This is a genomic window from Sodalis sp. RH22 (assembly GCF_047324165.1).
GTDB lineage: Bacteria > Pseudomonadota > Gammaproteobacteria > Enterobacterales > Enterobacteriaceae > Acerihabitans.
In genome coordinates, this window is record NZ_CP178731.1 from 4901581 (window position 1) to 4924602 (window position 23022).

Below are 23022 nucleotides of genomic sequence, written 5' to 3' on the forward strand. Positions count from 1 at the left end.
CACTCTGTTGGTGTTTTTAAAATGGATATTTTTTAAACAGGGAAGTCAGTTATGAATAAACAGTGCTATTGCATTATTTTCAGCCGATCACGGGGTGAGTTAAGGGTAGTCTCGGAGCTGGCCCGCAGCTGCGGCGCTAGGCCAGGGCAACGCCGCGGTACTGGCATGCAGCGCATATGGATAACGCTGCGTTGTGTCGTGTGGCGTATCGGTCTGGCATTGTTTCCCTGCTACGTGTCTGCCGGCGGAATTATCGCCGATGGCCACTTTGCACCCGAACAGCGCCCAGAGGTGGTAATAACGCATAATGGGTTACCACAAGTCAATATCAATGCTCCCAACCAGGCGGGAGTTTCACACAATCATTTTCAGCAGTTCGATGTCGGCCAAGAAGGAGCCATCCTCAATAACTCTGCAGTGATGACATCGACCCAATTAGCAGGTGATATTCCGGGAAATAGCAGATTCGATCCCAATGTCGCACCCGCAAGTGTCATTATTAATCAAGTGAACAGCAGCGATCCCAGCCAATTGCGGGGTTATCTCGAAGTGGCAGGCGGTCAGGCGCAAGTCATCGTCGCCAACCCATCCGGCATACTATGCGACGGCTGCGGAACCATAAATGCCGGGCGTATGACGCTCACCACCGGTAAACCACAGCTTAATGCGGATGGTACTGTTGCTGGCTATCATGTGGAACGTGGGCTAATCCGGATTGAAGGCAGTGGTCTCAACAGGAACGCGCGCCACGATACCCAATATGTCGATATCATGGCGCAAGCGGTGCAGGTAAACGCAGGAATCTGGGCCAAAAAAAGCATTTCAATCGCCGCCGGGCGCAACCAAATCAATGCAAAGGGCAGAATAATAGGCACATTGCCTGGTGGAAAGGATAAGCCTGCTGAGTTTGCTATCGATATGGGGCGAATGGGAGGGATGTATAGTGGCCATATCAGGATGATCGGCACAGAATCCGGGGTAGGCGTACGTAACCAGGGCGGGCACTTGGTGGCTGAGAAGACGCTAACGGTGAGCAGCGAGGGCAAATTGTTCTTGCAGTCTGGATTAACGGAACCTACCACAGTAGCCACAGGGGATATTACCCTGACAGCCAGGGGTAGTGTTGAACATTCCGGCAAACTCTACAGTGGCGGAGAGCTTATCCTGGTAAGCCGGCAGGGGAAGATTAAGCAATCCGGCACGCTGGCGGCGGCGGGCGATGTCTCATTATGCGCTGAAAAAGCCATTCAGAGCAGCGGGCGACTGTTAGCGGGCAGTGATGCGAGCGGCACACTGCATCGCATGGCGGATTTAACACTTAGAAGTCAGTCGGTGGTAAACGCCAGCGGTAGTTTAATGAGCCTGAATAGAGTCGATATCACAAGCCCTCGAGTGAATTTAAAACAAAGCCGTTTGAAGGCCGACTGGGCCAAATTAACAGCAACGGAAGGCGTTGTCCTAAAACAGGCGCATGTGGAAAGTGGGGAGTTAATAGTGGAGAGCGCCGGCGACATTGATACCCGACACGCCCGCATCCGGGCTGGACGTTGGCAGATTTTCGCCGATGGTCTGTTAAACCAGGAGGGCGTTTGGTTGCAGGAAGGCCAGGGTAAAAGCTATATGACCCTTTCGGGTGGACTGGATAACACTGATGGGGTTATTGAAGCACGGCAGATCGGATTGCATGCCGCCGACCTGAATAACCTGCGCGGACGTTTTGTAGTACTGAGCGATACAGCGCAACGCTGGCATGTGAACCATCTGCATTCAAACCAAATGGGGGTTTTGAGCAGTACGGGCAGCTTGGAACTGAATACTGTTACGTTGAATAACCAAGCGGGCACGCTGCAAAGCTTATCCAATCTGGCCATTACCGCTGGAGAGAGGATAAATAACCGCCACGGCAAGATGTTATCAGGCGCAAACCTGACGTTGAAAAGTAAAGGGAATGTCTCTAATCAAGCCGGCGTGTTAGAGGCAAAACAAGATTTGATCTGGCAAGGCGGTATGAAGAGCTTGTTTGATAATGACGCAGGCAAGATATCAAGTGAAGGCGCATTATCACTGCAAGGGGGACATTTAACCAACCGCGAGCGCGGCATGGTGCATAGCCATCGGGAGCTTGAAATAGACCTCGCAGGGACATGGGAAAATCAGGACGGTAATGTCGTGAGCGATGGCAACGGTAATGTGCGCGCGCTTGGTTTAATCAATTCTTTAGGAAGTATTCAGTCATCAGGCATGTTGGTCATGCAGTTTACCCGCGTTTTGGATAATCGCGATGGTGAAATTCTCAGCCGGCGGGCTCAGCGTCTACATGCCGAAACTATCCTCAATATTCCAAGCGCGCCAGAAGCCAATCAGCCACCGCGGATAGAGAGTAAACAAGGGCAACACTCTCGAAGTGTCATCAGTAGCCAGGATGCATTGACGCTACAAGCCGTGCGATTGTACAACCGCAACGGCGGTATGCTGAAGGGCGCGACGAGCATGGATGTGCATGCACGTGAGCTGGACAATACCGCGGGACAGGTAAAAAGTGACAGTTCGTTAACCCTGCTATTGGTTGATCTATTAAACAACCGGCAGGGGTACATCTCATCCACGGGCGCGCTTGATATCAATGGCGGCAATATTTCTCTTCAATCGCTATTTAACTCGGGCGGCAATATCTCAAGCGGCGGGGCACTCGCCGTCGCCGCTCATTATTTAAATAATACGGAGGGGAGGGTGCAAAGCCAGTCAGATCTGGCTATCAAGTCAAGGTCTGGGATAAATAACCGCCGCGGTGACATTGTCAGTAAAGGATCGATAAATATAAAGTCCAGAGATATCTTAAATACACAAGGCAAACTTTGTGCCAATCGGCCTCTTCGAATTTCGGCTGGCCTGTTACAGAACGATCAGGGTGTTATCAATAGCCAGGATACAGTGGGCGTGCATACCAAGCATTTGATCAATCGTGACGGCGGCATAGTGTTTAGCAAGTTATTTACCGTGGTGAACGCGCGCGAGCTCGACAATACCGCGGGTCGGATAGAAAGCGCGGGTTCCTCTATCCTGACATTACTGGAAAAGTTAGACAATAGGCACGGGCATCTCGTGACTCATGGCTCTCTTACAATAGAGCGTGTTGATGCGTCTGGTCTGTCGCTATTTAACCAGAACGGAAACATTCAAAGCGGCAAGGCCCTGGCAGTCACCACACAATCGTTAAACAATCAAGAAGGGACGGTGCAAAGCCAGTTAAATCTGGAAATCAGTTCGCAGTATGAGATAAATAACCGCCAGGGGGAGATGAAATCTGGCGCTAGGTTAGGTTTGGAGAGTAAACGCAATATCTATAATCAAGGCGGCGTCCTGACGGCTCAGCAAGATTTGATATTGCTTCCCGGCGAGCGCAGTCTGATGAATAATGACGCCGGCAAAGTATTGTGTGAGGGTACATTATCTCTATTTACGGACCAGTTGCTCAATCGTGACCACGGACTCATGCAAGGAGCGCGGACGCTTGAAATAGGACTCACCGGAAAATTGGATAACCAGGGCGGAAACCTTTCCGGCGGTGGGAACAGTACAATATACACGAGTAATCTCGCTAACTCACATGGCAAAATTTGGGCGTTTAATAATCTAACTATGCGGTTTGGCGACACCTTGGATAACCGCAACGGCAATATTGCCAGCCAAGGCGCGATGAAACTGAAGTCCCGAGAGTTCATAAATACGCAAGGCAAACTATGTACCAATCAGGCACTGCGAATATTGACTGACCTGTTGCAAAACAATCAGGGCGTTATAACGAGCCAAGATATATTGGACGTGCATACCAGGCAATTGACCAATCGCGACGGCGGCATAGTGTTTGGCAAGTCGCGTACAAGTACCAACGCGCGCGAGCTGGACAATACCGCGGGCCGGTTAGAAAGCGCGGGTGCCTTAACCTTGATATTACAAGACAAGCTAGACAATCGGCACGGGCATATTTTAAGCCATGGCCCACTTACTGTACAGAGCGATGATGCGTCAAACCTGGCGCTGTTTAACCAAAGCGGCAATATCAAAAGCGGTGGGACCCTTGCGATCGACGCCGGTTTACTGGATAACCAGGGCGGAAACCTTTCCGGCGGTGGGAACAGCACAATATACACGAGTAATCTCGCTAACTCACATGGCAGAATTAGGGCGTTTGATAATCTATCCATGCGGTTTGGCGACACCTTGGATAACCGCAACGGCAATATTGCCAGCCAAGGCGCGGTGAAACTGAAGTCCCGAGAGTTCATAAATACGCAAGGCAAACTATGTACCAATCAGGCACTGCGAATATTGGCTGACCTGTTGCAAAACAATCAGGGCGTTATAACGAGCCAAGATAAATTGGACGTGCATACCAGGCAATTGACCAATCGCGACGGCGGCATAGTGTTTGGCAAGTCGCGTACATGTACCCACGCGCGCGAGCTGGACAATACCGCGGGCCGGTTAGAAAGCGCGGGTGCCTTAACCTTGATATTACAAGACAAGCTAGACAATCGGCACGGGCATATTTTAAGCCATGGCCCACTTACTATACAGAGCGATGATGCGTCAAACCTGGCGCTGTTTAACCAAAGCGGCAATATCCAAAGCGGTGGGACCCTTGCGATCGACACCGGTTTATTGGATAACCAGGGCGGCACGTTGCTAAGCCAGCGGCCGTTAACGCTAAATATGCGACAGGATTTTATCCAACGGAATGGGGATACGCTAAGCAGCAACAGCGCTGTTAACCTAACGGTGTCTGGGTTATTAAACAATGTGGCGGATTGGCTATTGCCTGGCGACCTGACTCTCAACAGCGCGCATTTTAATAATTTAGCCCGGCTGGTGGCCAATAAGTTGCAGGTAAGCACTGGCGTAATGTCCAATCAAGGGCGCATCGAAGCAATCACGCTCAATCTCAATCTCGATACTCTGAATAATAACGCATCTTTAACAAGTAAATCGCTTACCGTCCGCAGCAAACTTATTGAGAATAAAGGCAGTGGCGGCTGTATCGCCGCCACTGAGCATCTCAACCTGCAAACGAGGGAGCGGCTAAGCAATATGGGCGGCGCCCTGATTCACAGTGGGGGGGCAATGTATCTGACGAGCGGTAATGTCATTGAAAATCGCGCCAGTCATATCGAAGCCGGAGGAGACATCACGATAGAGGCCAAACGCCTGGATAACCTGCGCGAAGGGTTGGATATTGCACGGAATGCTGAGCAAAACGACTATAATTGGCATCGTTATAATTTATATTGGCGTTCGTATGGTTCTAAGGAGAATACCGACGTTAATACCGTAGCGCCAACGACCCAAAGGCTGACGTTTCGTGATGAGCACGCTGCGGGCATTCACCCCTATGGCACATTGCTGAATATAGACACCGCTGCCCAAAGAGTGGAAGTGCGTGTGCAGAACCATCGGGGAGAACTGGTGAACCTGTGGACTCATTATCTGACATTGGATCCGAATGCCGATGGTAGCCACAACATGACGTTTTATGAAATGCGGGGGCCGCGTCAGATTGGCTTCTCTGGGTCACGAATATTAAAACTGCCGGAAACATCTACTCCTACACGTTATCACAATATGTTTTGGCGTGAACATGACCGGGGCCAGGTTGAGCTATGGAGTCCCGAACGCCATATAGCGATTGCCGATATACCGTTTGTGACCGATTACAGTAACTTGCGGGAGCGCACGGTGAACGGAACCGTGACCAGGGATAAACTGGTATCCGCTGGCAATGGCGCCAGCATATTGTCAGGTGGCAATATGGATCTGCGCGTTGCCGGGCAGCTAATGAATGATGCCAGTATCATTAGCGCCAGGGGCCACCTCACAAGTGGTGGCGCCAATATTACTAACCGGGCCTATTCAATAAATGAACGGCGCAGGGAATACATCGTCGATCACTACGACAGAGACGCTAAACACTGGTATCCCACGTTCAATCGTGATGAGACTACCGCATTGTCTACCGTCGACGGGATAATTAACGGCGGGGGCAATGTCACCCTTAAAGGCGCACGCCTTGAGAATATCATGGTCAACCCAGCGCAAATCAACGCGCTGGTAACTGGGCCGAATACGGAGGGATTTGACAGCGCGCAGTGGGTAACTCATCCGTCGGCGGTTGATGGTGCACCCAGAGCATGGCAGTCCGCTATTGTACTACTGCCGGCTATCGACAGCGCCTTCGATTCCAACGAGCTAGCCTTGATTACCAAAGAACATGTTTCCGGAGTCACGACAGATTCATATCTCACGCCCCCTATGGCGTTAACGCCGACACTTCACGCTGCTTTGCATAATCAGATCCTTTCGCTGAAGAGCAACACGGGCGACGTCGCCGGCTGTACACAGGCGGTATGCGCATTGATAAGCCCCCGGAACCAAGCCGGATTAACGGGGCATGGCGCCTTGATTGCTGGTGGTAATCTGCGATTGTCCATGAAAACCATCAACAATATCGGTAACCTTTATGCAGATAGAGCGCTGAATATTGACAGCCGTCTCTTTAACAATACTGGCGGCGGCATCCATGCCGACAGCATACGTTTACATGCTGACAGTGTCGCATTAAACACCAATCTGCGGGACGCACTGCGTCAGGCCAGTATGAACGCCCGTAATATCAGCATAAGCGGCGGCGATATCAGTTTGCAGGGCGCCAGGCTCAGCGCTGAGGAAAATATCAGCCTCAGTGCCGACAATAGCCTAAGCATAACCATGGCCCGTAGTCGCACCGATACGGATTTGAGTATGATCTCCGGCTCCTTGGGCAACCGAGGCGGTGGTGAAGGCCGGAGCATAATAGCTGACCCATTGAATAAGAGCATAAGCGCAGCAATGACGGTAAGCGGGCCGCGGATGGCCCGGGTCCACGGGGAATGGCAGCAAGCGCTGGGCAGCCACCTGTCGGCGGGAAATAACCTTATTTTACAGTCGCTTCATGATACAACTTTGCAAGGCAGCCAAGCCTCCGCCGGTGGCAAGCTTTATGCGCGGGCTGGAGGGAATATCGCATTATTGGCCGATACCACCACTAATAATACTCACCTGCAAGCGGGGGGCCGCACTTCGGCGGTAAGAAACAGCCGCCGGGCAGACGCTTTGCACATCAGCACACTGAAAGGTAATCACGGCGTTATGATTTTGTCCGGAAAGAATTTTGTCGCGCAAGGAGCCACGGTTGACAGTATTTCAGGCGGTATCGCCTTGAGTGCGCAACAGGCAATCATTAAGGAAGCGCGCCAACAGTTGAGCGAAAGCGATAGCGAACGTCGGCAAGAGGGCAGCGGGCGAAGCCAGCGCCAAATTGATATGGAGAGTGATATTTCTTTGGGCAGCGTCTTTAACGATCGGCAAGGTACACTTATCGTTGCCGGGCAGGGCGATATCACGCTGCAGGGTAGTGAAATGCAAAGTGAAACAGGAGCGATAGAGATGCAAGCGGCAGGTAACATCTCAGTCATAGCCAGCCGGGACAAACGGCATTTCAAGCAACAGGGCAGCAGCAGCAGTAAAGGTTATGTCAGCAGCAAAAGAAGTGTTTATCAAATTGAAAAGCGCAGCAGCACATCCAAGGGCAGTTTGCTGAGCGGCCAAAAGGTTGTTCTGCACAGTGCTCAGAATATTAATGTGTTAGGCAGTAATGCTGTTGCCAGCGAGGCTATCTCACTGCTGGCGGGCAACGACATTATGGTGGACGCTACGGAAAATCGATATCAGGCCAGCGCGGCGAGCCAGAGCCAGAAATCAGGTTTTTGCAGTACCGGCGGTATCGGCTTTAGCAACGATAATCTCCGTACGAAAACCGCCGATACCCTGGATGCTATCAGCCATACAGGCAGCACGGTGGGCGCTAGCCAGGGCGACGTAACCCTTTACGCGGGCAATACCCTTAGGGTGCAAGGCTCGGATGTACTGGCGGGTAACGCAATCAATCTGGCCGGTAAGGATGTTGATATTCTCCCGGTGGCAAATCAGAGTACTCAAACTCATAAGTTTGAGCTAAAGCGGAGCGGACTGAGTGCTAGCCCCTTCGGCATGATAGGTAGTATGGTGAAGTCGGCCGTCTCCGGTAGTGTTATAGCCGTCAAAGAAAGCCATCGCGGGCCGACCACGCGTCGGGATATTAAGGCCTCGCTGAGTAAACAGATGACTGCGCAGCGCGGCATGTTACAGCCCAGTGATGTCAATGAAATTGATGTTGGCGGCGTAAGTCTCTCATACGGTAAACAGTCCCGCAAATCTGAGCAATTCATCAGCCAATCAAAAAACCGCGGCAGTCAGTTGACCGCGGGCGCGAATCTTAATATACACGCCACCGGCGGCGATATCACTGTGCGGGCTAGCCAGTTGCAGGCCGGGGCGCATGTTACTTCCGGGTATGGGCATAGCGCTTTAACAGGATATGAGGTACAAAGCGAGACTGGCATATTAGCGATTAAAGCGGCGGGGGACATCGTCGTGTATGGCAGCCAAGATAAACTTTATGCAAAACAAGATGGCAACAGCAATTGTAAACGGCTTATTAGTGGTAGCCAATCCGCGTATCAAGGGGATGAGAGAAGTAGCGTGTCCCGTGGTAGCCTGCTAAGTGGTCAGAAAATCATCTTATTGAGTGGCGGCGATATCAAAATAGCAGGCAGTAACGCGGTAGCCGACCAGAATATGATATTGATGGCAAAAAAAAATATAATGGTTGAGGCTGCGCAAAACCACTTTCAGGCCGGCGCGGAGAGTCAGAGCAAGACATCCGGACTTTCCGACAACGGTGTCATCGGCTATCGTTTTGGCAACCGCATCACTAATAACGCTAATAGCGCGCTAAATATCAGCCATACAGGCAGCATACTGGGAGCTACACATGGCAGCGTCACAATGGATGCAGGCGATGCTATCCTGGTGCGGGGCTCCGAGTTGCTAGCGGGCAAAAATATCAACCTGACCGGTAATAGCATTGCTATCATGTCGGCTGAAAACCAGAGCACACAGACCCAAAAATTCCAGCAGAAATGGAGTGGATTGACATTGGCGTTATCCGGCGCGGTGGGCAGCGCGGTAAATTCAGCGGCTACCAATACCGCTGAAGCCAGCAAGGAAAACGATAACCGCCTGGCGGCATTGCAGGGCATCAAGGCGGCGCTGAGCAGTGTGCAGGCCGCGCAAAGCGGTGCTCTGGCGGCGACAAACGCCAATGACAAAAATGCTATCGGCGTTAGTCTGTCCTATGGTAGCCAGTCCTCTAAATCGGAGAAGACCGTTAGTTGGACACAGAGCCAGGGAAGCCAACTGATAGCGGCCAGAGACTTATCCATCCGCTCCACAGGCAGCGATATCACCGTGCGGGGTGGCCGGTTTCAGGCCGGGAAAGATATCTTCATCGATGCGGCGCGAGATATCAATCTTCAGTCGGCTAAAAATACGCTGCGCGTGGAGGGTAAAAATGAGAGCAAGGGAGGCAGCGTCGGTATAGGTATTGGTGTTGGCCAGGGCGGCTGGGGCATAAATGTGTCGGCCAGTATCAATAAGGGGAGCGGCAATGAGGAAGGCTATAAGATAACGCATAGCGTAATGACGGCGACTAGCGGTAATTTGCTGAATATCAGCAGCCTGCGTGATACCACCCTTGCCGGAGCGCAGCTAAGCGGTGAGACGGTGACGATGAACGTCGGCCGCAATCTGGCATTGAACAGCGTGCAGGACCAAGAAAGTTATGATTGCAAACAGCAGAGTTCTAGCGCGGGCGGCAGCTTCAGTTTTGGTTCGATGAGTGGTTCGGCAAATATTAATCTGAGCCGGGATAAGATACACAGCAGCTACCGCTCGGTGCAGGAGCAAACGGGGATTTTCGCCGGTAAGGGTGGTTTTGATATCACGGTGGGGGAACATACTCAGCTCACCGGCGCGGTGATTGGTTCGACCGCCGAGGCGGGCAATAATTCATTGACTACCGGCACCCTGGGCTTTAGCAATATCGAGAACCAGGCCGATTTTCAGGTGACGCACCAGAGCGCGAATTTTGGCAACGGCGGAAATATCGGCGGGCAGTTTGCCGGCAATATGGCGAACGCCATGCCGATGGGGAACAACAGCAACGATAACAGTCGCTCTATCACGCAATCGGCGGTGTCTGAAGGTGCTATTACTCTTCGTAATCCGGAAGGCCGGCAGGATGTGGCGGACCTAAGTCGCGATGTTGCAAACGCCCATCAAACGCTTAGTCCTATCTTCGATAAAGAGAAGGAGCAACGGCGGTTAAGGGAAGCGCGGCTGATTGGCGAAATAGGCAGCCAGGCGGCGGATGTGGCGCGCACTCAGGGGCAAATTATGGCTACCCAGGCGGCGAACGAAAAGCTACAGAACATGAACCCCGAAGATCGTATTGCGGCAGAAGCGCAGTGGCGGAAGGATTACCAAGGCGAAGCGCCGTCGGATGAGGATATCAGACAACGGATATATCAGACGGCCTATAACGAGGCATTAACGGAGTCGGGCTTCGGTACCGGTGGCTATTGCCAGCGTGCGATCCAGGCGGCGACTGCTGCAGTGCAGGGTTTGGCGGGTGGAGCTATGGCGGAGGCGCTGGTCGGCGCAGGCGCACCCTATGTGGCGCAAGGGATTCACCATATGACTACTGACGCGGGCACGGCTGAAGTGAATACGACAGCCAACTTGATGGCGCATGCGGCCTTAGGCGCGCTGGTGGCGCAGGTGAATGGCAACAGTGCTTTAGCGGGGGCATCTGGGGGCGTGATAGGCGAATATATTGCCCAGCATCTCTATCCAGATATCGAACGCGAAGACTTGAGCGAAGAAGAAAAGCAGACCATCAGCGTATTAAGTACACTGGCTGCGGGCTTAGCTGGCGGCCTGGCGGGCGACAGTTCGGCCAATGCGGTAGCGGGTGCACAGGCGGGGAAGAACGCGGTGGAGAATAATTTCTTAAGCACGCCTTCAGCAACAAAACGAGACGAGTTGGCAGAAAAAATCATTGAGGGTGATAAAACGCTGCAAACGGCGAAGGAGTATTTAGCGCTGGAAAATGCCGATAAACGCAGTGATGCGTTGGTCAGCCAGTTCAAGAAAGATCCGGCAGCGATGACGGCCGATGAACGTAATGAACTGAAAAGCTATATCAGGCTTTACGCGGCCGATATGCAGACTCAACATGGAGATGCGGTAACCAGAGAGCTGGTGACCGGCTTATTGACGGGGCAAGATTATCTTAAGTCAGCGCCCAACAGCGAAGCGCAGCAGAAAGCCCACACCATTATGAACACCTGGGGTTACCATACTTCGAATGCGAGTATGGGTGACCCCGCGCTAATGTTTGGATTGGGGCCGCTGGGCCAATCGATTAAAACAGGGATGGTAACTAATGCTGCGATCGGTGTTGGTGTTAATACAGGCGTCCAACTCAGCGGAGACGATCCTTTCAGCTATGTTGATGTGGTAATGGCCGGGGTTACCGCAGCGGCGACCACAGGAAAAGCTATTTTACCCAGCGTGGGAATAAATATAGGCGGTGCAGCTATTGGTAGTGCAGCCAAAGGTGAAGATCCGACCAATGCTATGATTGGTGCTGGGCTAGGCACTGTTTTAGGTAATAAAGCTGATAAATTCATTACTACAGGATTATCGACAGCAGTAAAAGAGGGAACCGCAGGATTAATAGGTAATGTCGGGGGGGCTACAACAAACGAGATCATCAGCAGTAGCGTAAAGGATGATTTAGACAAAGTTGGGCTTAAAAATGACAACAAATAAATTACATTTACTTATCTCTCTTATTTGTCGGTGTGTTTTAGTCTTTGTCGGTCTTTGTATGATTGGGAGCTTTGTTGCCTCAATTTTAGTTTATTTCAAGCATGGTTATTTTTCCTTCAGTTGGAAAGAAGCAGCATTACTTTCACTAAAAAGAGGCATCACAGCGGGTTCAATTCTCGGTATCGGCATCTGGATAAAAGTTAGACTTGAAGATAGCGGTTCTTCAGGATCCAATAATTGAAATTTTGGAAAAATAGTCGAGGAGAATAATTTCCTGAGCACCCGTTCCGCGACAAAACGGGACGACTTAGCGGAAAAAATCATCAACGGTGATAAGACGCTGCAAACGGCGAAGGAGTATTTAGCGCTGGAAAATGCCGATAAACGCAGTGATGCGTTGGTCAGCCAGTTCAAGAAAGATCCGGCAGCGATGACGGCCGATGAACGTAATGAACTGAAAAGCTATATCAGGCTTTACGCGGCCGATATGCAGACTCAACATGGAGATGCGGTAACCAGAGAGCTGGTGACCGGCTTATTGACGGGGCAAGATTATCTTAAGTCAGCGCCCAACAGCGAAGCGCAGCAGAAAGCCCACACCATTATGAACACCTGGGGTTACCATACTTCGAATGCGAGTATGGGTGACCCCGCGCTAATGTTTGGATTGGGGCCGCTGGGCCAATCGATCAAAACGGGGATGGTAACCAATGCTGCGATCGGTGTTGGTGTTAATACAGGCGTCCAACTCAGCGGAGGCGATCCTTTTAGCTATGTTGATGTGGTAATGGCCGGGGTTACCGCAGCGGCGACCACAGGAAAAGCTATTTTACCCAGCGTGGGAATAAATATAGGCGGTGCAGCTATTGGTAGTGCAGCTAAAGGTGAAGATCCGACCAATGCTATGATTGGGGCTGGGGCCGGTACTGTTATAGGAAATAAAGTCTCAAAAGGTATGACTGATAAATTTTCTGGCTTGATTAAAGAAAATACAGCACATCTAACTGGGGCTATAGGCGGGTCTTTCTCTAGCGAGATGCTTGGCGGAGCTGTAAAAGAGTATTTAGATAATGCGGACGAGAATGATGGGAATAACTGACCTCAAAAAACTCAGCGTGTTAGTTATTTGTAATATATTTTTATTCATTATATTAGTATTCGTAGCTAGGCTTTTGGCATCTATTATTGTTTATTTCAAGATTGGCCATTTCATGTTCTATCTTGGGGATGGCTTTTTGACCTCTCTAAAGCAAGCTACTGTAGCCGGTACGACGCTTGGCGTGGGAATCTGGATTAAGTCCAAGCTTAGCGCTAAGAAAACGCATGGGTCATCCGACTAAGGTGGAGAATAACTTCCTGAGTGCAAAAGAAGCACGGCAACTGGATAAAGAGCTAGCCGACCTGAAAGAGACGGGTGAAGACGTCACTCCCTTACTTGAGAAATACATTGATATCAGCAACAAGAATGCGAAAGAACTTGCTGATGCATGCAGCGGTGGCGGCGTGGCCTGTGTGACATTGGAAGAGCTTATTCAGGCTGAAACAAATGTTGCCAATGATGCTCATCCTTCGCAATTTCGGCTAGATGAGAAATTAAAGCAGCCCGAAGCCGCCGCATTAGTTAATTATCTAAATAAAAATGATCTTAAATTCCTTAAAGATAATATCACTACCGGTGATAGAGTGCTGTCTGTGGTCAGTGACCCTACGTCTTGGCCAGTCATTATGATGGGTGCAAAATCCATTATTCAAGGGCCAAGTGGAAAAGAGCAATTAATCGCTGCTGGAATATCGGGCGCGGCTAATGCGGCGATACAAGCAGGGGCGACAGGCGATGTCAAACTTACCGATGTGATCAACGCTGGAGTCATTGGTGCAATCACGGCGGGTAAAGGATATAACCCTACCGTCACCTGGAATGCGGCAGGCGGCTTTTATTCGGCGGAAATAAAAGGGGACGATCCTTTTATGGGGGCATTACTGAGTAAATCAGGGGCTTCAGTGGGCTATGCTGCAGGAAACGTATTCAAAGTCCCCATGGATAAGGTACTTAATCCAGTCTCGAAACAATACGAATGGGTGCCGATTGGGATCTGGACAATAACGAAGCCTGCGCCAATGAATCCTTTACCTTCAATTAGTGCAAATATTACTGATTCGTTTGTATCTGAAGTTGTGGGAGAACGCTTGAACCAAAGTGTATCTGGAATTAAAGATGAAACGAAATAAATTAAAATTTTGTTTATTTTTATTGATATATATGTGTTTTTCAATGGTTTTTATTTTTATTGTAAGTGGTGTCTTTGCTTACTTACTGAAAGGATGGTTAATGTGGGAATTTGATAAGCCATTTCCTTTTGGAAAAGAAGAGATAAAAATCATTTGCAAAATTGGCCTAACAGGTTTTCCAATCGGAATTATATTGTTTTGTTGTTATTATAAAGACATACAAAAAATCAGATAGTCAAATCCCGGCCTTATGCCGGGATGATAACATTAGTTCTAGACGTTAAGCTCAGTTTTGATGGTCAAGCATCCCTGCTCAGACGTTACCACTACCGTTTGCCCAGTGTTAAAGCCCAGTTCATCAAGCCACCGCCCGCTTATCTTCAACTGCGGGCTGGTCTGGCGCGTTCCGCCATTAGGTGCATAACCTACTGTATAATAACGAGGTTGTGATGGTTTTACTTCAGTTGTGCCAAGTTCTGACTTACAATCGCGCTTAGCCATAGTAACTACTCCTAATTGGAAACAACCGGAACGTACTTCGTTTAACCTGGCGATATTGTAATAACCCGATAGCTTCCCTTAACATCCTGGCATGAAACGAAAAAATCATGCCTTGCCCACTGATATGCCCGCGCTGCAAGCGCTGGTACTGCAACAACAAACGCTGGTCGCGCAACAACAGGCGACTATCGCATCCCTGCACAATGACCTTAACGCACGCAAAGCAGAAATCGACCGCCTGCTGGCGCAACTGGCGAAACTGCGGCGCCTGTACTTCGGCCGCAGCTCGGAAAAGGCCGGGCGACAGATAGTCCAACTGGAGCATCGCCTGGAAGAGCTGCTGACGGAAGATAAGGTCCAGCATGCGCCCGTCGATTGCCCGGCTATGCTGCCGGCCTCACGCCCCTCACCGGTACGTCGGCCTTTACCGTCACACCTGCCGCGTGAAGAGCGCTGCCTGGAGCCGCACGAGCCGGCCTGTCCCGCCTGCGGCGGCGATCTTAAGCCGCTGGGCGAAAATGTCAGCGAACAGCTTGAGCTGATTAAAAGCGCGTTCAAGGTGATAAAAACCCGGCGTAAGAAGAAGGTCTGCGCCCGCTGCGATGTCATCGTCCAGGCGCCGGCGCCGTCGCACCCCATCGAACGTGGCATCGCCGGTCCGGGCCTGCTGGCGCGCGTGATGACGGCGAAATACGCCGAGCACTCGCCGCTGTATCGCCTGTCGGAAATCTTCGCCCGTCAGGGCGTCACACTGAGCCGGGCCACCATGGCCGGCTGGGTGGGCCTGTGCAGCAACCTGCTGGCGCCGCTGGCCGACGCGGTATGCGACTATGTGATGAACACGGGTAAAGTGCACGTCGACGACACGCCGGTGGACGTGCTGCAATCGGGCAAAGGCAAGCCGAAAACCGGCCGGCTGTGGGTCTATGTGCGTGACGACCGCAATGCCGGTTCGCGACTTCCACCCGCGGTGTGGTTCACCTACAGCCCGGACCGCAAGGGGATTCATCCGCCAACGCATCTGGCCGGGTTCAGCGGACTGTTGCAGGCGGATGCGTACGCGGGCTTCAACCCGCCATACGAAGAAGGCCCTATCCGCGAGGTCGGCTGCATGGCCCACGCCCGGCGTAAAATCCATGATATCCATGTTCGCCATCCGTCGCCGACCACCACCGAAGCCCTGCAGAGGATCGGTGAACTGTATGCTATCGAAGCCGACATCCGGGGGCGCCCGGCCGAAGAACGACAACAGGTGCGCGAAGCGCGAACCCAGCCGTTACTGATGGGCCTGGAGAGCTGGATCAGGGAAAAACTCACCACATTGCCGCGACAGGCCGATACGGCAAAGGCGTTCAACTATCTGATGAACCACTGGCCGGCGTTGTGTTACTACGCCGGCGATGGCTGGGCGGAGATCGATAACAATATCGCGGAAAACGCGCTGCGGGTGGTGAGCCTGGGCCGGGAAAATTATCTCTTCACGGGGTCGGACAGCGGCGGCGACCGGGCGGCGTTGATGTACACGCTGATCGGCAGTTGCAAACTGAACGGTGTCGAACCGGAAGCCTATCTGCGCCATGTACTGGCGACAATCGCGGATCATCCCATCAATAAGATTAAAGATCTGCTGCCGTGGAACCTTGTCATACCTGCCGAATAAGCGTCAATACGTCACTGAGTTGACGCTTACGTTATAACGGCCACTGTCGATTTGTGCGCGGATAAACTCTTCGAAGTGAGGACTTAGCGCGATACTGGTTGTCATGGTTGCCTCCGATACAGAATAATATCTATTACTATCTGTTAGTATCTTTGATGGTTTATTAACGTCAACCCCCGTGGGGGCATCTTCTGCCATCAAGTCGAGCAACAACCCGATATCGTCGTCAACGTCTGGCCTATCGCGTTGACGCATGCACCGCCGACAGCGCCTTGATGCTTACCTGCGTGTAGATTTGAGTCGATTTGACGCGGCATGGCCCAGCATCGCCTGTATCCAGCGCAGGTCTGCGCCAGTTGAATAGCAAATTGTCGTTGATCCCATGCTCCTACGCCAGTTTGGCAATAGATACGCTGGGCTGGAGCGCCTGTTCCACCAGATTGATTTTGAAGTCCAGGATCTGGGGCGCAGATCAATTTAACAGAGGAGCACCCAGGTTATCTAACGACTTCTGTTAAATCAGACGGCGACTGGACGTACGCTTACGCAATAACGCCCCTATAAGAACTGATTTGCCGTCGCCGATGTTTTTAAACGCTATGGCTGAGGGGGGCTGCCAAACCTGGGACTGTTGCTTTTTCGCAGTCAATTTTTCCGCCAGCTTCCCTCACAGCTTAAGGTTATTTTCCTTTGCCCATTTTCTTAACCTGCCGCAGGCGTTGGCGTAGGGTGAAGACGTATTAAGAGAAATCATTCTTCCCATTGTCCATTTGCCATACCACGCTTTTCCATACAGATCATCGTCGGATCGCTTATTGATAGATTCAACGATTTCGTTTTTAGCTTCCTGCAGTTGGTTTTTTAGCGAGTCTAAATCCACATCGCCATAGTCGTGATAAAACTTTTGGGCGAGAAGACCAAGCTGGTTCCACTGGTAACCTTTTTCCGGGAAATCGACGGGCTGTCCTGCTTCGTCACGCGTTATCCATTTGATAACTAATCTATTCCAGCCAACTAAGTAAGCGACAAGATTGCAAACACTCATAACAGAGCCTTTTGCATGCCCTTCCATGGATGGATCCGATGCTAATTCTGGCGGAATGGATGCGAGGTAACCTGATAATTTATTGTAGTTTTTGTCGATGGCTAACAGAAGTTCCGATTTAGTTTGCGGCACACCCATCAGAATTCCCTCTCCGGTTGTTGGGGTATCGAGGTAGTTTGGCAAAGGCGGGGGTACTTATGCGAACACTTTCGAGGAAAGTGTGAGTAAATCTCATCGTTAAGCTGATCGGTTCTTATTTTGAAAAGTTACTAATATATTGTTTTTATTTATAGATATCTTCTATTGGGAGCAAGCTCGCCTAAAGGAATAAGGCGATATTTTGCAGTGTCGGTCGCTGGCCACACGCTTACGTTATGTGCGGGCGCAGCGATATATCAAAGGTACCGCGAACGCATAAATGATAATGACTGAAATCCAGATGGCGCCGGGCCACCATGTCCGGACCAGAAAGTATAAGGTCGAGAAAATCAATGGAGCCACAATAGACGCCAGGCTGACAGCCGAGGCCAATATGCCCTGAAGCTGTCCTTGTTGGTCAGCGTTAACCTGATGGGTAGCCAATGCCTGGAGGGCTGGCGTGCCGATGCCGCCAAGGGCCACAAGCGGCATAATCGCGAACACCATCCAACTCTGGTTGCTTATGGACAGGATAATCAATGCCAGGCATGAGCAGGCAATGCCGGCCAGGATAGTGCCGCGTTCGCCAAGCAGCCGGCTGGCAGGGCCGGGCAAAAATGCCTGCGCCAGTGTCTGGCATACTCCGAACGTGCCCAGGGACAGGCCAATCCACAACCCATTCCAGTGAAACATATCCTGCCCCCACAGCGCCCAACAGGTTCCATAAACCTCGCCGGTAGCGCTTAAGAAAAAGAAAACCAGCGTGACAATCAAAAGCCCTTTCGAGGCGGATAACCAGCGCAACGGCTTGAGCGGGTTAAATTCAGACAAATTCATTTTCCGGTTTGCCGGGGTGCGGGACTCTTTCAGGACGGTTAACGCCAGCAGAAAGTTACCGGTGTTCAGTCCGGCGGCAACGAGGAAGGGGAGCCGTAATCCGTAGTCGCCGAGCCACCCGCCTAGAATCGGCCCGATGATGAAGCCAGCGCCAAACATGGCATTAAATAACCCAAAACGCCGGGCGCGTTTGTGTTGCGGGGTTATATCAGTCAGCCAGGCCATAGCGACCGCTATATTCGCGCTAGTGAGGCCGGCTATCGCCCGCCCGGCCAGCAGCATCCAAAGCTGGGTGGAAAAAGCCATTATCAAGTAGTTGATCACCGCGCCGGAAAGAGAAATCAGCAATATCCGGCGCCTGCCGAAATTATCGCTTAATGCGCCGAGAAAGGGGGCGAAAATAAACTGCATAAGCGCATAAAGCGCCGCCATAATACCGATGTAAGGCGAGATGTCCGCCGTATGCATGACATCTTCGAGAAGGCGCGGAAGAATAGGAAATATGATGCCGATGCCAATAGCGTCAAGCCAAATGGTAATAAAAATAACGCTCAGCGTTTTCTTCACCATGGCTGCAACATCAGGTTGGCAAGCGCCGTTCCCCACGGTTTACACATAGGGCGTTCCCTGTGCGGTCGCTTCGGCGGCATGAAAGCCGCGCTCAAGAAGATCAAGGAATACCTGCCGCCTATCTTTGATTGATAAAGTGGTTTGGTGGCTCAGCGCTTCCTGGAATGCGATACGCCAGGTATTCAGCACGATGACGGCGATAAGGCTGGCCGCGGGATCATTATTTTGCGCGTTGATGCGCGAGGACAGGATATTGCTCAGCGTCAGTACCAGTATTTCAAACTGCTCAAGCGCATAAACGCGCAGTGATGGGCTTTCCGCGACCACCCTCCAAAAGTCGGCAACACCCTTATCCATCCTGACTAACGGATGTTCCTGTTCGACCAGTTCAGCGGCCAGGGTCCGTAATGCCGCCACCGGCGAAAGCGCGTGATGGCGGTCGATAGCGCTTTGTAATAATTGATGGATCTCGTCAATGCGATCGAAATAAAGTGCCTCTTTGCGCGGGAAGTAGTTGAATACCGTCATCTTAGAAACGTTTGCAGCGATGGCAATATCCGTAATAGTGACATTATCAAAACCATGTTTAATAAAGAGTTCCGTCGCGGTGTTTGATAGCTGCTGGCGTGTGATGCGTTTTTTTTGCTCACGCAACCCTTCCGCTTTACCGTTGATGTTCACTTGTCCGCTCCCGGATGGTCGTGTCTCTATTATTGTGGCATATTTTTATGTCTGGTAAAATTTTATGATCATCATAAAATTAAGTCCAGTAAAATTTTTAATCACGTCCATTTTTGGCGGCCGACAGCGCGGAGGGGCTATTGGGGCAGCGGCCCCCGCAGCCGGCGGAACGACGGGAGGTTATTATATGACGGGCCACCGGTGAATGTAGCGGGCAGGGAGCAGCCGTTCGCTCAGGCGTAAGGCGTGCCCGCCATGGCGGCGTTCAGGCCGAGGGTTCCCCGATCGATAAGAGCGAGAAAGGCGGCCTGCGCTTCCTCTGCGTCCCGATGGTGGCGAAAGACCCGGTGAGCCTGGATGAAGGCCACGGTCCAGGTGGCCAGGAGCAGGCCGGCCGCCAGATGAGCGGCGGGATCGGCGGGGTCCCGCCCCACGCATGCGCATAGCGCTTGCGTCACCACCTGCGCTATCTCGTCGCGTATTCCGCGCGCCCGGGCCTTAAGGGTTTCGCTGCCCTCGATGGTCGCCATGAAGCGTTCGCTCCCGGCGGAAAATTCGACATAGGGGCTTTGTTCCGCCACCAGCCGGTGCGCGAGCAGGCGCAGCGCCTCGATGGGAGAGACTTGGGGATCGCGGCGCCGCAAAGCGTCGCGCAAGAGTTCACGGCCCTCCTCGTCGCGATCGAAGAACATGTCCTCCTTGCGGGGAAAGTGATTGAACACGGTCATCCTCCCGACGTCGGCGGCCGCGGCGATCTCATCCACCGTCACCCGATCGAAGCCCCGTTCCATGAAGAGGCGCGTGGCGGCATTGGAGATGGCTTGCCGCATGGCAAGGCGCTTACGGGAACGACGGTCGGATGGCATTGGCGAATGGACCTTATCAGCGTATGTATATGTACTGAGTATACCTCGAGCCGCGGCAGAGAGGGACAACGCCTTGAGGTCCGGGCGCCAGAGAGACCATAACGGCAGGCTATTTTCAGCCTGCTCAGGCACCGGTTACCGCTTCATAAAGCACCTGCAGGCGCAGGCGCAGGAACAGCACCGCCTGGTGTTTGCGCGACAGCAGGGTTTCGACGGCGATCCCGGTCTCATCGGCCAGCTGCTTAAAGGAGTAGCCCTGAAGTTCGGTCTTTTCAAACGCCTCGCGCTGCTGGGGCGGCATATCCGCCAGCGCCAGTTCCAACTCCTGCCATACCAGCTCGCGCAGATAGGTGTCCTCGGCGCCGCTTTGCGCATTAAACAGCAGTTCGCCCAGTTCCTCGCCGGCGGGCCATTCCTGGTCCACATCGTCGGATAGCAATAATTCGCGCTTTTTACGCGACCGGTCGATAATCTCATTGCGCGCGGCGCGATACAGCCAGGCGGCGACCTGCTCGATGGGATGAAGATAGCTATCGGCCTTGATCAGCTGATAGCTTATCTCCTGGAACACATCTTCCGCATCGGCGACGTTACCGGTGCGCCCGGCAATAAACGCCCGCAGCCGCTGCTGGCAGCCGCGCAGCGCGGCCAGCAGATCGTGGCGCCGGTCCGCGGCGTTAGTCATTATGCCTGGCCGTTATCGTCGGCGCGCGGTTCATTGCCCCGATCCCTAGGATGGCAGTGGCCATGCCAGGGACCCTGCCGGTGGCCCATGCCGCGCTGTTTAATAAACGCCTCGCGTTCCTCGGGGCTCATCGCCATCCAGCGCGCGCGCATTTCCTGGCCCCGGCGGCCGAACATGCCCCGGCCGCCAAAACCACCAAACAGGATTTTGCAGAGGATAAGCAGCCCCAGCGCCTGGAAAAAGCCAATGCTCTTTACGCCGAATATTACCGGCAGCAGCGCGTTCCACAGCAGCATGACCAGCGTGGTAACCGCGAGGATAGCCACAACGGCCATAACCAATATCTTTAACTTACGATCTCTCATGTTGTCTACTCCACATTGTTCAGATACAGAGGTAGACGAATCAGCGGCGAAAATATTTGCCGTGCGCGACCCATGTACGGAACAACACTACCTTCCGTATTGTCTGTAGTGTAAGTATTTTGATAAAACAGCATTTACAGCGGGAGACATGATGCGCAGCAGGACTCAAGTTTTACTCTTTACGGCGGGATTACTGGCCGGCAGCCTCAGCCTGGTTTCCCCCGTACGGGCGGAAGGCGAGCAGGATGCCGTTGCGCCGCAGCAGGAACAGGTACAACCGCAGCAGGAGCCGGCGCAGCCTGAACAGGCGCCGGCACCCGCGCAACCGGATTCGGCGCAGCCGCAGCTTACGCAACCCCAACCGGAGCTTACGCAGCCCCAGCCCGCCGCGCCCCCGTCCTACGAGCTCAATAAAATCATTATCGATGATAAAGAGCATCAAATCGGCGATACGGTACCGGCTAAATACCTCACCAAGCAGTATGAAATTGTCGAATGGCAAAAGCGCCATTTGCCCGCCCCGGTAGAGAATAGCCATTGGACCTATGCCAGCGGCAATTACCTTCTGATCACCAATGACACCGGCAAAATTCTCAAAGCCGAATCGGGCGATATCTTTTTCAGTAATAACTGACTACCTTTGCGCCCGGTAACGCCCCGGCCTTTGGCCGGTGGTGCGCGTAAACGCCGCACTAAATGCCGTATCGGAACCGTAACCGACGCTGTCCGCCACCGCCGCCAGACTTTTGCCGGCCCGCAGGGCGTCGCCCGCCACCGCCATGCGCCACTCGATAAGATATTGCAGCGGCGGCACCCCGACCAGCCGCCTGAAATGCTGCGAGAACGTGGTGCGCGACATGGCGACCCTGGCCGCCAGTTCCCCCACGGTCCAGCGGCGGGCGATATCGGCGTGCATCAGGCCCAGCGCCGCGCCGATCTGCGGATCGGCCAGGGCGCCCAGCCAGCCGGGCGCTTGCATACCCGACCCCAGGTGCGCCCGCAGGATCTGGATGAGCACCATATTGGCGAGATTGGTGGCCACCACCGCGGCCCCCGGGCGTGAGGCTTCGGTCTCGATGCGCAGCAGTTCCAGCACCGCGCGCAGCGGCGCGGCGCTGGCTGACGCCGCCGGCACATGAACCACCGGCGGCAGTAGCTTCAATAACAGGGTGCCGGAGTCGTGCGCAAAAATAAAACGTCCGCCCGCCGCGCTCACCTTCTCGCCGCTGTCGCCATAACGCGCAATACCGTCTGCGCCAAGGTTTTTCGCCAGGGCCTCCCGGCCATCAACCGGCGCCAGCGTGGGATCGCTGCCGGTGCAATAGTCCTGGCCGCGCGTCAGCAAATAAAAATCACCGGTCATGATATGCACGGGCGGCATGCCATCTTCACTCCACAGCCAGAATGATCCTTCCAACACGCCGGCGAATTTGATATGGCTCAGGCCGGAGAAACGCATCGCCCAGGGACCGTGCACCTCAATGCGCGCCGACAACAGGCTTTTAGCTTTCAACAGGGAAAACACATCCGACAACGGGTCCATAACATTCCGTACGATCGATGATAAATAGCGGAGAATTGATTATAGATTAATCGGCCGGCGGGCGCCATGATGCCATCTGTCCCCGGCGTGGCCC

Annotated in this window: 16 protein-coding genes and 1 pseudogene; 6 read left to right on the forward strand and 11 right to left on the reverse strand. The window is 52.8% G+C overall.

What is annotated here, in order from left to right:
- Window positions 1–51: 51 nt before the first annotated feature.
- Window positions 52–11808, forward strand: a complete 11757-nt coding sequence (locus ACL2XN_RS22305; RefSeq protein ID WP_413729494.1) for a hemagglutinin repeat-containing protein — start codon at window positions 52–54, stop codon at window positions 11806–11808.
- Between the two features lie 105 nt (window positions 11809–11913).
- On the opposite strand, the gene ACL2XN_RS22310 is transcribed toward ACL2XN_RS22305, so the two are convergent.
- Window positions 11914–12222 carry a hypothetical protein gene (locus ACL2XN_RS22310; RefSeq protein WP_413721397.1) on the reverse strand — a complete coding sequence of 103 codons (309 nt, stop codon included), beginning with the start codon at window positions 12220–12222 and terminating at the stop codon, window positions 11914–11916.
- Between the two features lie 16 nt (window positions 12223–12238).
- Here ACL2XN_RS22310 and ACL2XN_RS22315 point away from each other — a divergent pair, with 16 nt between their 5' ends.
- The 3 genes from ACL2XN_RS22315 to ACL2XN_RS22325 all read left to right on the forward strand — a co-directional run bounded on the left by ACL2XN_RS22315 (window position 12239) and on the right by ACL2XN_RS22325 (window position 14272).
- A complete protein-coding gene (locus ACL2XN_RS22315; protein ID WP_413723563.1) occupies window positions 12239–12907 on the forward strand; it encodes an adhesin in 669 nt (222 codons plus the stop codon).
- 224 nt (window positions 12908–13131) lie between these two features.
- The gene (locus ACL2XN_RS22320; RefSeq protein ID WP_413721395.1) at window positions 13132–14037 is read left to right on the forward strand and encodes a hypothetical protein; all 906 of its coding nucleotides are present in this window, start codon (window positions 13132–13134) and stop codon (window positions 14035–14037) included.
- On the forward strand, window positions 14024–14272 hold the full coding sequence (locus tag ACL2XN_RS22325; protein WP_413721394.1) for a hypothetical protein: 249 nt from the start codon (window positions 14024–14026) through the stop codon (window positions 14270–14272). Before ACL2XN_RS22320 ends, ACL2XN_RS22325 begins: the two co-directional genes overlap by 14 nt.
- Before the next feature lie 38 nt (window positions 14273–14310).
- Here the strand turns inward: ACL2XN_RS22325 and ACL2XN_RS22330 are convergent, their stop codons facing one another.
- The gene (locus tag ACL2XN_RS22330; protein ID WP_413721393.1) at window positions 14311–14538 is read right to left on the reverse strand and encodes a SymE family type I addiction module toxin; all 228 of its coding nucleotides are present in this window, start codon (window positions 14536–14538) and stop codon (window positions 14311–14313) included.
- 91 nt (window positions 14539–14629) lie between these two features.
- Between ACL2XN_RS22330 and tnpC the strand changes: the two genes are divergently transcribed.
- Entirely contained in the window at window positions 14630–16198 is a 1569-nt protein-coding gene (gene tnpC, locus ACL2XN_RS22335) for an IS66 family transposase (protein WP_413729495.1), read from the forward strand.
- A gap of 3 nt (window positions 16199–16201) precedes the next feature.
- Here tnpC and ACL2XN_RS22340 read toward each other — a convergent pair whose 3' ends face one another.
- The 8 genes and pseudogenes from ACL2XN_RS22340 to ACL2XN_RS22375 all read right to left on the reverse strand — a co-directional run bounded on the left by ACL2XN_RS22340 (window position 16202) and on the right by ACL2XN_RS22375 (window position 21385).
- Entirely contained in the window at window positions 16202–16453 is a 252-nt protein-coding gene (locus ACL2XN_RS22340) for a type II toxin-antitoxin system ParD family antitoxin (RefSeq protein ID WP_413723564.1), read from the reverse strand.
- Window positions 16443–16552 (reverse strand): annotated as a pseudogene (locus ACL2XN_RS22345) (recombinase XerC); the annotation flags it as partial. The gene ACL2XN_RS22340 and the pseudogene ACL2XN_RS22345, both read right to left, overlap by 11 nt.
- Window positions 16553–16865: 313 nt before the next feature.
- A complete protein-coding gene (locus tag ACL2XN_RS22350; protein ID WP_413721390.1) occupies window positions 16866–17381 on the reverse strand; it encodes a ClbS/DfsB family four-helix bundle protein in 516 nt (171 codons plus the stop codon).
- 234 nt (window positions 17382–17615) lie between these two features.
- Entirely contained in the window at window positions 17616–18788 is a 1173-nt protein-coding gene (locus ACL2XN_RS22355) for a TCR/Tet family MFS transporter (RefSeq protein WP_413721389.1), read from the reverse strand.
- Between the two features lie 39 nt (window positions 18789–18827).
- Window positions 18828–19469 (reverse strand): TetR/AcrR family transcriptional regulator, encoded by a 642-nt coding sequence (locus ACL2XN_RS22360; protein WP_413729496.1) that lies wholly within the window; start codon window positions 19467–19469, stop codon window positions 18828–18830.
- A gap of 233 nt (window positions 19470–19702) precedes the next feature.
- Window positions 19703–20335: a TetR/AcrR family transcriptional regulator gene (locus ACL2XN_RS22365; protein WP_413729497.1), complete on the reverse strand. Its 633-nt coding sequence runs from the start codon at window positions 20333–20335 to the stop codon at window positions 19703–19705.
- Between the two features lie 124 nt (window positions 20336–20459).
- Window positions 20460–21020, reverse strand: a complete 561-nt coding sequence (locus ACL2XN_RS22370) for an RNA polymerase sigma factor (RefSeq protein ID WP_413729499.1) — start codon at window positions 21018–21020, stop codon at window positions 20460–20462.
- Window positions 21020–21385, reverse strand: a complete 366-nt coding sequence (locus ACL2XN_RS22375; protein ID WP_410013627.1) for a hypothetical protein — start codon at window positions 21383–21385, stop codon at window positions 21020–21022. Before ACL2XN_RS22375 ends, ACL2XN_RS22370 begins: the two co-directional genes overlap by 1 nt.
- A 148-nt stretch (window positions 21386–21533) precedes the next feature.
- Here ACL2XN_RS22375 and ACL2XN_RS22380 point away from each other — a divergent pair, with 148 nt between their 5' ends.
- Complete coding sequence (locus tag ACL2XN_RS22380) at window positions 21534–22019, forward strand: RcnB family protein (protein WP_413721383.1); 486 nt, start codon at window positions 21534–21536, stop codon at window positions 22017–22019.
- On the opposite strand, the gene ACL2XN_RS22385 is transcribed toward ACL2XN_RS22380, so the two are convergent.
- Window positions 22020–22928 carry a cupin domain-containing protein gene (locus tag ACL2XN_RS22385; RefSeq protein WP_413721382.1) on the reverse strand — a complete coding sequence of 303 codons (909 nt, stop codon included), beginning with the start codon at window positions 22926–22928 and terminating at the stop codon, window positions 22020–22022.
- Between the last annotated feature and the right edge of the window lie 94 nt (window positions 22929–23022).